The following is a 15,014-nucleotide window of genomic DNA, read 5'->3' on the forward strand; positions in this document are numbered from 1 at the left end:
AATCAGCGATGCGATGAGACATTGACGGGAACGCCACGCGAGATGGAATTGCTCACCGTGGATGTTTCCTGCGCCTTACGAATGAGAGCATCGATGTCGGCGCTCTCATCGGCGGCTTCGACGGCAATACGGACGTCGGCGGATGTTGCACGGAGTGGATTGCCGTCGAAGGCCACCGTCACGTCAACCGCCACATGCGTCAACGTGATGCCCATCTCGTACGCGACGTAATAGAGATCGTTGCAGAAGCATCCGCCGATTGCTAGCGCGAGCAACTGTCCGCCATTGAAGCCGCGTCCCTTGCCGCCTGCCCTTCCCTCCGGGCGGTCAACGACAATGGAATGAGTGCCCGCCCATCCAAGACATGCTTCCGTTTCCGGAATGCCGCGCAAGCTCACTGTCATGGCCGTCATGGAGCACCTCCTGCCGCCTGAATGTGCTCCGATCCCATTTCCTGCGCCAGTGCCGGAAGCCGAACCATTTCCGGACTTCCTGGTTACCTCCTCAGAATGTTTGAGTGAGTTCCGGGCATCGGCTTAACTCAAGGAGCGCCATCTTCTTCATGAAGGGATCGGGACGATGGGCTTGCCCAATCCTATCGACGATCGCCGTCAATCGCGGCGCTTTCGCGCCCATCATGTCGCGAAGATCGTAGTATATCCCGATATCATGATTACCTGCATGGTGGAGGACATCTCCACCGGCGGCGCAAGGATCAGCCTCGACAGCCGCTACCATGTTCCCGACGATTTCGATCTCTTCATTGCGGCTCATGAATTGCAGGTTCATCGCGCGCGGCTGTGCTGGCGTCAGGACGGGATGATCGGCGTCGCGTTTATTACACGATCCGAACCCGAAGCAACGGCCGATCCCGAGAGAACCCGCGTCGAGATCGAGCGCAATCCTGTGCCCTGTTCTTACAGCCCCATACGCGCCGCCAAGTCGTGAAATCCCTTGGAATAGGCAGTGAGGCAAGGCCGCCGGCTTAGCCCTCAAGTGGGATTGACGCTTCCTTTAACTGCAATATTATTAAGTATCGACGGATGATCGTACTGGTCACCGCTTCAAGACTTGAGAATTCCAGACGGAGATCTTCCGGCGAACTGGAACCGGGTTTGACGCATAGAGCGGGACTAATTCCTCACGATGAGGAATGGGCAAGGAGGGAAGAATGGAACTCGACGAGCCAAGTTGCTGCCCAACGTGGTTCCCGTTCTTCCTGCTCGGAATGGGACTTACCAGCTTCCTCGCCTGCCAGTGCCTGGGCTAACAGGACGCCTCCACAACCTCACCGCCGCCCGAACAGCCTCTCGATATCGGTGAGCTTTAGCTCCACATAAGTGGGCCGTCCGTGGTTGCACTGCCCGGAAAGCGGCGTCGCCTCCATCTCACGCAGCAGCGCATTCATCTCCTCCGGCCGCATACGGCGGCCTGCGCGGATCGAGCCGTGGCAGGACATGCGCGAGAGAACGGCGTCGAGACGTTCCTCCAGCGGATTGGTGGCGCCCTGCCCCCATTCGGCAAGCGCATCGGCCACATCCTGCACCAGTTCCTTGATACTTCCGCCTGCGAGCGCCGACGGCACCTCCCGCACGAGCAGCGCACCGTGGCCGAAGGGTTCGACGACGAGGCCGAGGCCTTCCAGCATGGAGGCTTCCGCGAGCACGCGATCTGCATCGACGGGATCGAGATCGACCACCTCGGGGATGAGCAGCAACTGACGCCCGATGCCGGACGAGGCGCGCTCGCGCTTCAGTCGCTCATAAACGAGACGCTCGTGCGCCGCATGCTGATCGACGATGACGATGCCGTCCTGCGTCTGCGCGACAATGTAGGTACCATGCACCTGCGCGCGCGCTGCGCCGAGGGGCGCGGCCTCCATTTCCGGCGCGACATCGGTCAGTGTCGCGCGGCTGTCGGCGGAAGGCATCGCGAGATCAGGCAGATGCGCCTGCGCCTCCGCAAGGCCGGATGCAGGCGCATACGATTGCGGAGCAGGATCGAGCGGCGCCTGCCAATTGGCGAAGCCGCTCGATGGACGGATGATGGAAGGACGATGATGACCGTAAGACCCGTGCGAAGGCAGCGCACCTTGCGGGCGCAGGCTCTCCAGCGTGCGCGTGCCCACAGTCGATGACGCGCGCATGCCGAAGCGGTTGATCGCTTCCTTGATCCCAGCCACCACGAAGCCGCGCATGAAAGCAGGATCGCGGAAACGCACTTCCGTTTTCGCCGGATGCACGTTCACGTCCACCGCGCGCGGATCGAGATCGATCATCATGGCGAGCACCGGATGGCGGTCGGAGGCCATCACGTCCGCATAGGCGCCGCGCACAGCGCCGAGCAGGAGCTTGTCGCGCACGGGACGCCCATTCACCACGAAATGGATCGAAGTCGACGTGCCGCGATGATAGGTGGGCAGGCTCGCAAAACCCGTGAGCCGCACGCCTTCGCGCTCGACGCCGATGGACATGGCGTTCTCGTGGAAGTCGGAGCCGAGCACGCGCGAGAGACGGCGCAGGAAACCATGCTCGCCGGGCTCTTCTGGCGGATAGGTGAAGGCAGTGATGTGCTCACCCGAAAGAGTGAAGCGCACGGTCGGATGCGCGATGGCGAGGCGCTTCACGATCTCCGCCACGGCCTGTGCTTCGGAACGGTCGCTCTTCAGGAATTTCAGGCGCGCGGGTGTGGCGGCGAAAAGATCCGTCACTTCGACGCGCGTGCCCTTGGGAGCGGAAGCGGGCCGCACGGGATGCTTCACACCGGCCTCGACCACGATCATGGAGCCGGTCTCGGCATCCGCTGTGCGCGTGGTGATCGCAAGACGCGCCACCGCGCCGATGGAGGGCAGCGCCTCGCCCCGGAAACCCAGCGTGTTGATCGAGAAAAGATCGCCGTCGGGAATCTTGGAGGTCGCGTGCCGTTCGACGGCGAGCTCCAGGTCGTCAGGCGTCATACCCTGGCCATCGTCGATGATGCGGATCAGGCGGCGTCCGCCCGCTTCCACCGTGATCTCGATGGATGAGGCACCCGCATCGACGGCGTTCTCGACGAGCTCCTTCACGGCAGCAGCCGGGCGCTCGACAACCTCGCCCGCGGCGATGCGGTCGACGAGAATGGGATCGAGGCGGCGGACAAGCATGAGGCGCTTCTGAACAGGGATTCGGGAAGGCTTAAAATAGGGATCGAACGCGGCCGATGCCAGAAGCCGCGACGTTATTCCCCTGCTCATCCACCGTGGTCATCCCGGGGCTGCGCAGCAGAACCCGGGATCGTTGGACGAGAATGGCGCCTTATCCGGCACGCGGTCCCGGATCGGCTGACGCCGTCCGGGATGACGCTGAACTTTTAGCCCTGAGCCAGGTACTGCTTGGCGAGGATCTTGCCTTCTTCCACGGCGGGCTGGTCGAACGGATCGACGCCGAGCGCATAGCCGGTGAGGATCGTCTCCAGCATGAAATGCATCAGCAACTCGCCGACGGCCCGCTCATCGAGCTTTTCGATATGGATACGGCGGGTGGGGCGGCTGTTCTTGGCCAGGGTGTCGGCGGTAGCGCGGCCCTGCGCCGCCACGAGATCGCCGATGCGCTTGCCGCCGAAGCCCGGCTCGCCGGCGCGCTTGGCGAGCTTCTCGTCCATCATCGGCCCCTGCCCCGCCACGCCCGTAGTCATGACCGTGAAGAGCTTGTCGTTGGGGCCTGCGAGATAAAGCTGGAGCTGGCTGTGCTGGTCGACCGGGCCGATGGCGGCCACGGGCTGCGTGCCGTTGCCGTCCTTGCCGATGCTTTCGGCCCAAAGCTGCACCCACCAGCGGGTGAAGCGCTCCAGGCGGTCGGCATAGGCCATGGTGACGGCAATGCCCTTGCCCTCGCGGGCTGCAGCCACGTTCAGCGCAGCACCCACGGCAGCGGGCGCATCCTTGGCGGCCAAGCCGTCACGGAACGGTGCATAGGCTTCCGCCGCGCCCGCGCGGATGGCCGCGATGTCGAGGCCCAGCACGGCAGCGGGCAGCAAGCCCACATTCGTGAGCACGGAATAGCGACCGCCGATGCCGGTGTGATGTTCCAGGAAACGCACGCCCTCCGGCTCCAGGAGGTCGCGAAGAGCATTGCGGCCACCTTCTTTGCGCGGCTCGGACAGGCCAAGGAAAGTATCCTTCGGCAGCGCCTTCAGGCCTGCCTTGTCGAGGGCTGAGAGCACGGCGATGGTCTGCATGAGCGTCTCGCCCGTGCCGCCGGATTTGGAGATCGACACGAAGCGCGTGGAGGACAGCGGCAGCTTGTGCAGCACGTGGTCGAAAGTGAGAGGATCCAGATTATCAAGGAAGTGGACGCGCGGGCTCTCGGTGAAGCGGCCCGCGCCAGGCACGGCATAATCCTTGAGCTGAGCAAGCGTCTGGCCGCCCAGGCTCGAGCCGCCGGTGCCGAGGAACACCACATCCGTCGCATCCCGGCGAAGCCATGCCGCGGCTTCCTTGACGGCGGTCAGATCATCCGTCGTGCGGGGCATGTGCAGCAGCGGCAGGCGACCTGACGCATCGTCATCGGACAGCCGCTTCATGGCCTGTCCAACGGCCTCGAGAGCCGCCTCGAAAGCACCTTGCGAAAGACCGCCCTCCCCGATCGAGGATTCCAGGGCAAGATCAATCGATTGCTGCAGGGCCATGCGGGTACTCCGACTCGTTTTGAAGAGAAGCGGAACTTTAGGGCAGAGAGAGGGGCACGGCTAGAGGATGGGGAAAACCCATATGGCCGGCCATTCCGTCTTAGAAACGAAAAAGGAGCCCATGGGCTCCTCAATCGCTCGATACGGATGTCGCATCACAGTCCCGTCGGCCGTCCTGCGATGACGGTGAGCATCCGGCCGTCGCCGAAGATGCGCTGGGCGGCATCGCGGATATCGGCCTGGCTGACGGAAGCCACCAGGGCGTTGCGGCGGGCGATGTAATCGACGCCCAGGCCCTCGAAGGCGATCTGCGCGAGCGTATGGGCGATCTTGGTCGAGGTGTCGAAGCCGAGCGCATAGGAACCGATCAGGTAATCCTTCGCCTTTTGCAGCTCCTCGTCGGAGGGGCCCTCTTCCTTGAGGCGCGCCATCTCGCCAGCGATCACGTCGAGGCATTCCACCACGCGCTCGTTCTTGGTCGCCGTGTAGCCCCAAGTCATGGCGGCGGCGCGGTAGCTCACGAGGGACGTGCCGACGCTATAGGCAAGACCGCGCTTCTCGCGCACTTCCTGGAAGAGACGCGACGTGAAGGAGCCGCCGCCATAGATATGGTTGAGCACATAGGCCGGGATGAATCCAGGATCGCGCCAGGCGATGCCGGGCGTGCCGAAACGGATCACCGATTGCGGCACATCGATATCCACCACGATGCGCGAGCCGATCTTCTGCAGCTCGGCATGGGGAATGATGGGGAGCGGCTTTGTCTCGGGCAGTGCGCCGAACACCTTGTCGAGCAGCACCGACAGATTATCGCCATCAATGGCGCCGACGACGGCGATCTTCACGCGCCCAAGTGCGATCATGGTGCGATGCATGGCGATAAGATCGTCGCGCGTGATCGCGGCCACGCTCTCCGGCGTGCCGGAAGTGGGGCGTCCGTAAGCGTGACCTGCAAAACCCTCGTCGAAAAAGCGGCGGGTTGCCATCACGCCCGGATCGTTCTGCTGATAGCGCAGGCCCGCGATGGTCTGCGCACGCACGCGCTCGATGGCGTCGTTATCGAAGCGCGGCTCGACGAGCGCGAGACGCAGCAATTCGAAAGCTTCGTCCGCATGCTTGACGAGCGTCTTCAGCGAGCCGCCGATGGCATCGTTGCCGGCGTTGAACGAGAGCTCGATGGCGCGCGCAGCCAAACGCTCCTGGAAGGCGTCTGAATCGTATTCGCCCGCACCTTCGTCGAGCAAACGCGCCAGCATCTGCGCCACGCCCGGCTTGTCGACAGGATCATGCGCCGATCCGCCGTCAAAGATGAAGGAGACCGCAATCAGCGGCACCACATCGGATTCAACATGCCATGCCTCTACGCCGCGCGCGGAGGTCAGAACCTTCACGTTGGTCGGCGACGCGGACAGGGTTTCGATGGAAGCGGTCATCTTTACCTCTAATCTCAAGCAGGCGGTCAGGATGCCGACTTCTGCAGATAGCCCGTCACGGAACGGCGGGCGATGAGATAGCGCTCGGCGGCGGAGGCAAGATCCTCCTTGAGCACGCTCTCGATTTCGACAGGCCAGCGGTTCACGTCCTCGATCGTCTCGCCGATGGCGAGAGCCGAGCCATAGATGCGCGCGAGCGACGATTGGCTGTCGGTGGAATAGATCGTCTCGGCCACAAGACGCGTCTTGGCGCGCTCGATGGCATCGGAATCGAGAGCCTCAGCGGAGACGGTCTTGAGCACCTGATCCACGGCCTCTTCGAGCTGAGAAAGCGAGACGCCTTCAGCCGGCACCGCATAGACGCAGAAGCGCGTGTCCTCCATGGCGGAAGACATGTACCAAGCGCCGGCATTCACCGCGATGCCACGCTCCATGACGAGCTTGCGGTAGAGATAGGAGGTCGGGCCGCCGCCGATCACTTCCGCGAGAAGCTCGAGCGAGTAGCAGTCGCGCTGCGAAGCCGTGCGGCAGGACGGGACAAGATAGAGCCGCTGCAGCGTCGGTTGCTCGACCTTGGGATCGGCCACCGTGATGTGGCGCGCGGCAACGGGCTCCGGCTCGCGCGGCCGCACGCGAACCGGGCGCTTGCCCTGCGGCGCGATGCGGCCATAGGTGGAATCCGCCAAGCGACGTACTTCGTCGGCGGTGACATCGCCCGCGACGACGAGAATGCCGTTCTCCGGCGTATAGAAACGCTTGTAGTAATCGAGCGCGTGCTCACGGTTGAGAGTCTCGATCTCGTGCATCCAGCCGATGATCGGAATGCCGTAAGGGTGATGCACGAAAAGCGAAGCAGCCATGGCCTCAGAGAGCTGAGCGGACGGATCGGTCTCCACGCGCATGCGGCGCTCTTCCAGCACCACGTCACGCTCGGGGCCGATCACCGACTCTTCGAGCAGAAGATTGGTCATACGGTCCGACTCGAACTCCATCATGACCTTCAGGTTCTCGCGCGCGACGCGCTGGAAATAGGCCGTGTAGTCGAACGACGTGAACGCGTTCTCCTGGCCGCCAAGGCCGGAAACGACTTTCGAGAACTCACCGGCGGGATGCTTCTCGGTACCCTTGAACATGAGGTGTTCGAGGAAGTGCGCGATGCCGGACTGGCCGATCGGATCATCCGCCGAACCATTGCGGTACCACACCATATGCGTGACGACAGGCGCGCGGTGATCCGGGATCACGACGACGTCGAGTCCGTTATCGAGGGTGAACGAAGAGAGGTTGGGGCCACCGCCTTCCGTGCGCCCGAAGGACGAGGCGTCGACTCTGAGGATGGGCTTGGAGGCAGTCTTCATGACGGTTCAACCTTAAAGGCTCAAAATCGTTTCGTAGGTTAATCCCTACGGGGATAGTCCAATTGAGAGGGTGCGCAAGCGAGGCAGGATATTTTCACGGTGCGACATGGTCGGCATCGAAAAAGCGTGATCAGGCTTGGCTTTGCAATACCCCAGAACGTATTCAGGCGAAGCGGGGGTAACCCGTTCGCCTGAAGAAGAAGGAAAATGGCAGCAGCTTATTGATTACGGCGCCGCTGCTGCTCGATGAAGGCCGTCGGGCTATCCGGATCACCCATCGGCTTAGGATCGGCAGAGGCCCTGAGGGGCATGCCACCTGCGGCCTTGAGAAGGTTCTGCGGAGGATCGCTCAGGTAGCGGCGCTCCAGGCCATCGCCCTGAAGTTCGGCCTTCTTGTCAGTCGCGAAGGAGCGAAGCTCATCCGGCGTCATGCGGCTGTTCTCGGCCTGACCACCCACCAGACCAGGGGTCCTGACGCGGTTGTTCGGATTACGGCCGGCGCGGATCTCGTCGATGGAGAGCGGCTTGTCGCTGTTGTGCTTGTAGACCTCGGAGCTCGTATAAGGCGTCTTGGCCTCGATGGCAGCCTTGCGACGGGCGGCCAGATCCGGGTCCTTGGGCCAATTGGCATTGGCCTCGGCGGCGCCTTGGGGAGCGGGAGCCGGCAGGTCCATCTTCGGCGGCAGCACCAGAGGCGCGCGCTCGTTATAGATGATCGGCTCTTTTTCCTTGGGGATGATGCCGATGCTGCCCAGCAGGCTCTTAACGGCCTCGCCTTCCTGCGCCGAAGCGGAGGAAGCGGCGAACAGGAGCGCAAGAGCTCCCGCGCGGCAAAAGACTTTCATTCCCTTCATGGCACACCCACCATTGTTTCTCTTTATACTGGAACGCCTGATCGCTCTTTGAGGCGAACATAAGGCAGCTTAAGGGTCAGCGCCCCCGCCGCGGCTCCAGGACGAAGGAGTCATAGAGCAATCCGATTACACCCGCAACGATGGCCGCATCAGCCACGTTGAATACGTACCAGGACCAATCCCCGATATGAAACTGGATGAAATCGAACACCGCCCCGTACCAAAGCCTGTCGATCACGTTCCCAACGGCCCCGCCCACGATGAGCCCCAGGGAAGCCCCGAGGAGCTTGGCCCTGGTACGGCGGATCCAGACCGACAGGCCGATAGCCGCCAGAATTGACAACACGATGAGGATCCAGCGGCCCAAATCCCCGTCCTGCTGGAAGAGGCCGTAGGAAATCCCCCGGTTCCACACCACGACGAGTTTGAGGAAAGGCGTCAGGACCAGGGGTTCGTTGATCGGAAGGTCGAGAACCCGAAAAGCATAGATCTTCGTGACCTGATCGAGAACCAGGGTGATCACAGCTGCCGCGAAGCCGATGATCGAAGCGGCCGAAAGGCCTGCCTGAGCGGCGCGGCCCTTGGGCGAACGAGGCTTCGATGCAGGGGTTTTGGCCGCAGCGCGGGGGCGCTGCGGAGCGGCCTCCGGAGCATTCGCCCCGGGAGCCGGCATATCCGGACCGTTACCCTTGCTCATTCCGCAGCCGCCTTCAGCCGGTCCCATTCACGCAAAGCCGCCGCATCGCGGGGCGTTACGTCCGGGTAATCCGCATCGGTGCCGACATCCGGCGTGACCTTCCAGGAACGGGCGCATTTGGTGCCCTTGGCGAGGGCCGGCACCACGGCAACGCCCTTCACATCTTCGAGACGGAAGGCATCCGAAGGGCCTTCGCCCTGCACCACCTGGATCGCGGAGGTGATGCTGATCTCGGCCATGTCGAGGCCCTGAACGGCCTTGAACAGATCCTCGTCCGCAATATGCACGACGGGCGCCGCCTCGAGGCTCGCGCCGATGCGCTTTTGCGCACGCTCGATCTCCAGCGCGCCGGTGACGACGCGGCGCACGCGGCGCACCTTGGCCCAGCGCTCGGCCAGCGCCTCGTTGCGCCACTCGCCCGACACTTCCGGGAAAGTTTCGAGATGCACCGATTCCGCATTCGGATAGCGCTCAAGCCACGCCTCCTCCGCCGTGAAGGCGAGGATCGGCGCGATCCAGGCCACCACGCAGCGGAAGGTCTGATCGATCACCGTGAGCGCGCTCTTGCGCGCAATGCTGGAGATCGGATCGCAGTAGAGCGTGTCCTTGCGGATGTCGAAATAGAATGCCGACAGATCCGTTGTCATGAACGAGTTCAGCAACGCCACGACACGCTTGAAGTCGTAAGTGGAATAAGCCTCGCGCATCTCGCCATCGAGTTCGACGAGGCGATGCAGCACGAAACGCTCCAGCTCCGGCATGTCCTTGTAGGCGACCTTATCCGCCTCGCGGAAATGAGCGAGCGAGCCCAGCATCCAGCGGATCGTGTTGCGCAGCTTGCGATAGGTTTCCGCCGTCGTCTTGATGATCTCGGGACCGATGCGCTGATCGTCCCAGTAATCGACGGCAGCCGTCCACAAGCGCAGGATGTCCGCGCCGTATTCCTTGATGACGGTTTGCGGCGCGACCGTGTTGCCGAGGGACTTCGACATCTTGCGGCCCTGCTCGTCCAGCGTGAAGCCGTGGGTCACGACGATGTCGTAGGGCGCGCGACCGCGCGTGCCGCAGCTCTCGAGCAGCGACGAGTGGAACCAGCCGCGATGCTGGTCCGAACCTTCGAGATACATGACCTGATCGGGGCCGCCATCGACCTTGCGGCGCACATGCAGATCGGGACGCCTTTCGAGCGCGAAGGCATGCGTGCAGCCGGAATCGAACCACACGTCGAGAATGTCGTTCACCTTCTCGAAATCGTTGAGGTCGTAGCCGCCGGCCTTCAGGAAGCGCGAGCCGTCATCCGCATACCACGCATCCGCGCCTTCCTTCTCGAAAGCGTCAGCAATGGCTTCGTTGACGCTGTCGTCCTTCAGGATCTCGTTGGTGCCCTTCTTCACGAAGACGGCAATCGGTACACCCCAGGCGCGCTGGCGCGACACCACCCAATCGGGGCGGTTGGCGATCATGCCATTGATGCGGTTCTCACCGGATTCCGGCACCCACTGGGTTTTCTCGATAGCGCCGAGAGCACGCTGACGGAGCGTGTCGCCCTTGCCATCGAGCGGCTTGTCCATCGCAATGAACCATTGCGGCGTATTGCGGAAGATGAGCGGGCCCTTCGAGCGCCAGGAATGTGGATATTGGTGCTTCAGGCGACCGCGCGCGATCAAAGCGCCCGTTTCCACGAGCTTCTTGATCACGGCTTCATTGGCGCCCGCATCCTTGCCCTTGTCGTCATAGATGCGCTCGCCCGCAAAGAGCGGGATGTTCGGGAAGTAGGATGAATCCGGCGACACCGTATGCGGCACTTCCGTCGTGCCGCAGGCGGCGAACACATCGCGATGCTTCACATACGTATTATAGTCGTCCGCGCCATGGCCGGGCGCGGTGTGCACGAAGCCCGTGCCCGCATCGTCGGTGACGTAATCGGCGACCAGCATCGGCACTGGATAATCCCAATAGCCGTTGCCGCCCTCGATGCCGCGGAACGGATGCGCGCAGCGCTCGATCATCACCGGCAGCACATCCTTCACGCGCTCGTAACCGGCAACGCGGGCTGCCGCGAACACATCGGCGGCGAGCTTGTCGGCGAGCACGAGGCGGTCGCCCACCTTCGCCCAATTGTCGTCAGCTGCTTCCGTGACCTTGTAGAGACCGTAGGCGATGCCCTCGCCATAAGCGATGGCGCGGTTCGCCGGGATCGTCCAGGGAGTCGTCGTCCAGATCACCACTGATGCATTGTCGAGATCGCCATCGAGCGTGTTGGTGATTTTGAATTTCACCCAGATCGTGGTGGAGGTCTTCTCCTGATACTCCACTTCCGCTTCAGCAAGCGCGGTCTTTTCGACCGACGACCACATCACCGGCTTCGAGCCGCGATAGAGCTGGTCGCTTACTGCGAACTTGATGATCTCACGAGCGATCTGCGCTTCCGCGTCGTAGCTCATGGTCAGATACGGGTTCGACCAATCGCCACCGACACCGAGGCGTTTGAACTCCTCGCGCTGCACGTCGATCCACTTCTCGGCGAAAGCGCGGCATTCGCGGCGGAACTCGACGATCGGAACCTCGTCCTTGTTCTTGCCCTTGGCGCGATACTCCTCCTCGATCTTCCACTCAATGGGAAGGCCGTGGCAGTCCCAGCCCGGCACGTAGTTGGAATCGAAGCCGAGCATGCCCTGGGAGCGGACGATCAGGTCCTTCAGGATCTTGTTGAGGGCGTGACCGATATGGATGTTGCCGTTGGCATAGGGAGGGCCGTCGTGCAGCACGAAGCGGCTGCGGCCCTTCTGGGTCTCGCGCAGGCGCTCGTAGAGCTTCATCTCGTTCCAGCGCTCCAGGAACTGGGGCTCGCGCTGGGGCAGGCCCGCGCGCATGGGGAACTCGGTCTGCGGCAGGAACAGGGTTTCGGAATAGTCGCGAGCGGCGCTCTCGGGCTTATCGGTCATAGCGGTCAATCGATCCAAGCGGCCCCTGGTCCTGGGGCTCTATTCAGGCTTTCAGTTGAGGCGAACGGTAGCAATCCCGGACCTTCGCGGGTTACGCGAGGGCCGGGCCGATAATTCGCGCGGGCCGGATGCCGGCCGTGGGTCGAGCCTGAAAAACCATGGGCATGGGAGCCTTTTAGCAGCGCCGGGGCGGATAATAAAGCGTGGTGATTTGGGCTCAACGTCCCTATCTATGAGCCGGAAACCCTGACAGGCAGGACTGACCCCATGGCAGACACGACCACCCCGACGGCCAAGCGCTCCCGCGCCGGCTTCGACCTGACGCCCCCCTCTCCCGAACTGTTCCGCGCCCTCGTGGACAACCTCGACGAGGAGGAGCGCCGCGTCATTCTGGACCACGGCACCGAGCGGCCCTTCTGCGGCATTTTCAACGAGGCCAAGGAAAAGGGCACCTATTGCTGCCGCCTCTGTGGCCTGCCCCTGTTCAATGCAGGCACCAAGTTCGAGTCCGGCACCGGCTGGCCGAGCTTCTTCGACCCCATCGACCGCGATCACATCGCCTTCGTGCGGGACACGAGCTACGGCATGGTCCGCACCGAGATCCGCTGCGCCCGTTGCGAGGGCCATCTCGGCCACGTCTTCCCCGACGGCCCTCCCCCCACCGGCGAGCGCTATTGCATGAACTCTGTCTCCATGCGCTTCGTGGCCGAAGGCGATCCCCTTCCGGATGACCTGGGCCGGGGCGCCCCCGAGGGCGAAGTACAGGGCTAGGGGCCATGGACACGGGCGGACAGGAAGCCGACACGCAGAACGATGCGGGCTTCTATGCCCGCCTGCCCGTCGTCGCCCCCTTTTCCAGGCTCACCGATCCCGATGTCTATACGCCTCTGCCAGAGGGCTGGGTTCTCGGCCTCAGCGACATCGTGAACTCCACCGCCGCCATCGCGGCGGGTCGCTACAAGGAGGTCAACACGGCGGCGGCCTCCCTGATCGCTGCCTTGTCGAACCGGCTGGGCGACCAGGATTTTCCTTTCGTGTTCGGCGGCGATGGCGCGAGCTTCGCCGTGCCGCCGGAGCAATCCGATCTCGCGCGCGATGTGCTGGCGGCTGTTGCGGCCTGGGCCGGGGATTCTTTCGGCTTCACCCTACGCGTGGCCATGGTGCCTGTCTCCGAAATCAGGGCAGCAGGTTATGACGTGCGCATCGCGCGCTTCGCCGCCTCGCATGACGTGACCTACGCCATGTTCTCCGGTGGAGGTTTGAGTTTTGCCGAGCGGCGCATGAAGGAAGGCGCCTTCGCGGTGCAGCCTGCGCCGCCCGGTACCCTGCCCGACCTGACGGGCCTGTCCTGCGGGTTCGACGAGCTGCGCTCGGAAAAAGGCATCATTCTCTCGCTGATCGTCATCCCTGTTCCCAACGGCGACCAGACCGCTTTCATCCGGCTCATCGCCGATGTTCTTTCTCTCGCCGACAATCCGAAGGAGGCTCGCCGCCCCCTTCCGGAAGGCGGCCTGCCTCTTGCCAATCCATTCCAGGGATTTTCCATCGAGTCCAAAATCCTGAAGCGCGGGAATCTTGCCGCGAAGGCGAAACTCGCGGCGTATCGTCTCCTCGCTTTCATAATCTTCAAACTCGGACGGCGCATCGGCCGCTTCGACCCCGTGCGCTATCAGGATCAGCTTGTCGAGAATACGGATTTCCGCAAATTCGACGATGGCCTGCGCATGACGCTGGATTGCACACCGAACCTTGCCGACCGTTTGGAAGGCCTGCTGTCGCAAGCGCGGCTACAGGGCATCGCCCGCTTTGGCCTGCACCGGCAACAATCGGCTCTCATGACGTGCTTCGTGCCCTCGCCCACACGTAGCGATCACGTGCATTTCGTCGATGGCGCGATGGGAGGATATGCGATGGCCGCTCAGGCGCTGAAAGCTGCGGTGTGAGCCTGCTTGCAGTCATTCCGGGGCTGCGCAGCAGAACCCGGAATCGTTGGACGAGATGGTGCCTTATTCTGCCGACGATCCCGGATCTCCGCTACGCTCCGTCCGGGATGACGCACATCAAGCGATCATCGACGGCGTTCGATCTTCGACGAGCATGCGTTTCGCTTGCGCCGAATCCCGATCCATCTGCGCGATCAGCGCATCGATGCTGTCGAAGCGCTCCTCACCGCGGATCCAGCCGATGAATTCGATATCGAGCGTCTTCCCGTAGAGATCGCCCTTGAAACCGAAGAGATGTGTTTCGAGAAGCGGAGCGCCATTATCGAAGGTCGGACGGCGGCCGAAGCTTGCGACACCATCGACGGATTTGCCATCAACGGATGCCCGCACCGCGTAGATGCCGTGATGCAGACGGCAATCGTCGGGCAGGCGCATGTTGGCGGTCGGATAGCCGAGATCGCGTCCGCGCTTGTCGCCGTGGCGCACCTCGGCGCGCACGAACCAGCGATAACCCAGAAGCTTGTTGGCCGTGGCGATGTCGCCCGTTTCAAGGGCCGCGCGAATGGCGCTGGAGGAAACGGGTTCGGAGCCTTCCACGATGGCCGGAGCGATGAAGCATTTAAGCCCGAGCTTGTCGCACAATTCTTTCATGCGTGCGGGATTGCCTTCACGCCCGCGTCCGAAATGGAAATCGTGACCGATGACGACGCCGGATAATTGGAGTTCGTGTGCGAGAAGGTGCACGAACTCTTCCGCGTTGAGCGCGGCGAGCGCATGATCGAAACGACGTACGAATGCACCTGCGAGACCGAGGCGCGCGAAGATCGCGAGCTTCACTACCTCTGGCGTGAGGCGAAACAGCGGCTTGTCAGGCTGGAAGAAGCTGCGCGGATGCGGCTCGAAGGTGAGCACGGCGGCGGGCTTGCCGGACGTCAAGGCCATGTCGATGAGATGGCGATGCCCGCGATGCACGCCGTCGAAATTGCCGATGGCGGCAACCGCCCCTTTCAGCGTCCCAGGCACGGCCTCTCCATCGCGGCAAACCGCGAAGGATGATGCAACCGGGGAAGGAGTCGTGTCGGAGGGCATGACGGGTCTCTACCTCAACCGGCAGCGGGG

At 62.9% G+C, this 15,014-nt stretch carries 12 protein-coding genes; 3 read left to right on the plus strand and 9 right to left on the minus strand.

The features are described 5' to 3' along the window. Positions 1-2: 2 nt before the first annotated feature. Positions 3-413 carry an OsmC family protein gene (locus MJ639_RS12380; protein ID WP_243372926.1) on the minus strand — a complete coding sequence of 137 codons (411 nt, stop codon included), beginning with the start codon at positions 411-413 and terminating at the stop codon, positions 3-5. 166 nt (positions 414-579) lie between these two features. On the opposite strand from MJ639_RS12380, the gene MJ639_RS12385 reads away from it, so the two are divergent. Beyond that, positions 580-948, plus strand: a complete 369-nt coding sequence (locus MJ639_RS12385; protein WP_243372928.1) for a PilZ domain-containing protein — start codon at positions 580-582, stop codon at positions 946-948. A gap of 340 nt (positions 949-1,288) precedes the next feature. Here MJ639_RS12385 and mutL read toward each other — a convergent pair whose 3' ends face one another. The 7 genes from mutL to ileS form a co-directional block, all read right to left on the minus strand. Next, the gene (gene mutL / locus MJ639_RS12390; RefSeq protein WP_243372930.1) at positions 1,289-3,142 is read right to left on the minus strand and encodes a DNA mismatch repair endonuclease MutL; all 1,854 of its coding nucleotides are present in this window, start codon (positions 3,140-3,142) and stop codon (positions 1,289-1,291) included. Positions 3,143-3,348: 206 nt separating this feature from the next. Further along, entirely contained in the window at positions 3,349-4,665 is a 1,317-nt protein-coding gene (locus tag MJ639_RS12395; RefSeq protein ID WP_243372932.1) for a glucose-6-phosphate isomerase, read from the minus strand. Between the two features lie 155 nt (positions 4,666-4,820). Then, on the minus strand, positions 4,821-6,098 hold the full coding sequence (locus tag MJ639_RS12400; protein WP_243372934.1) for a M16 family metallopeptidase: 1,278 nt from the start codon (positions 6,096-6,098) through the stop codon (positions 4,821-4,823). A 26-nt stretch (positions 6,099-6,124) separates the two neighbouring features. After that, a complete protein-coding gene (locus tag MJ639_RS12405) occupies positions 6,125-7,456 on the minus strand; it encodes a M16 family metallopeptidase (protein WP_243372936.1) in 1,332 nt (443 codons plus the stop codon). A gap of 218 nt (positions 7,457-7,674) precedes the next feature. Continuing rightward, positions 7,675-8,310: a hypothetical protein gene (locus MJ639_RS12410; protein WP_243372939.1), complete on the minus strand. Its 636-nt coding sequence runs from the start codon at positions 8,308-8,310 to the stop codon at positions 7,675-7,677. 76 nt (positions 8,311-8,386) lie between these two features. Continuing rightward, positions 8,387-8,854: a signal peptidase II gene (gene lspA, locus MJ639_RS12415; protein ID WP_243373264.1), complete on the minus strand. Its 468-nt coding sequence runs from the start codon at positions 8,852-8,854 to the stop codon at positions 8,387-8,389. A gap of 149 nt (positions 8,855-9,003) precedes the next feature. Then, positions 9,004-11,952 (minus strand): isoleucine--tRNA ligase, encoded by a 2,949-nt coding sequence (gene ileS, locus MJ639_RS12420; RefSeq protein ID WP_243372948.1) that lies wholly within the window; start codon positions 11,950-11,952, stop codon positions 9,004-9,006. Between the two features lie 267 nt (positions 11,953-12,219). On the opposite strand from ileS, the gene msrB reads away from it, so the two are divergent. Continuing rightward, positions 12,220-12,723, plus strand: coding sequence for a peptide-methionine (R)-S-oxide reductase MsrB (gene msrB, locus MJ639_RS12425; protein WP_243372950.1), 504 nt, complete (start codon positions 12,220-12,222; stop codon positions 12,721-12,723). Positions 12,724-12,728: 5 nt separating this feature from the next. Next, the gene (locus MJ639_RS12430; RefSeq protein ID WP_243372952.1) at positions 12,729-13,895 is read left to right on the plus strand and encodes a DUF3095 domain-containing protein; all 1,167 of its coding nucleotides are present in this window, start codon (positions 12,729-12,731) and stop codon (positions 13,893-13,895) included. Positions 13,896-14,012: 117 nt separating this feature from the next. On the opposite strand, the gene MJ639_RS12435 is transcribed toward MJ639_RS12430, so the two are convergent. Beyond that, the gene (locus tag MJ639_RS12435) at positions 14,013-14,984 is read right to left on the minus strand and encodes a bifunctional riboflavin kinase/FAD synthetase (protein WP_243372954.1); all 972 of its coding nucleotides are present in this window, start codon (positions 14,982-14,984) and stop codon (positions 14,013-14,015) included. Between the last annotated feature and the right edge of the window lie 30 nt (positions 14,985-15,014).

The sequence above is a fragment of the Microvirga solisilvae genome (assembly GCF_022808595.1).
Lineage (GTDB): Bacteria > Pseudomonadota > Alphaproteobacteria > Rhizobiales > Beijerinckiaceae > Microvirga > Microvirga solisilvae.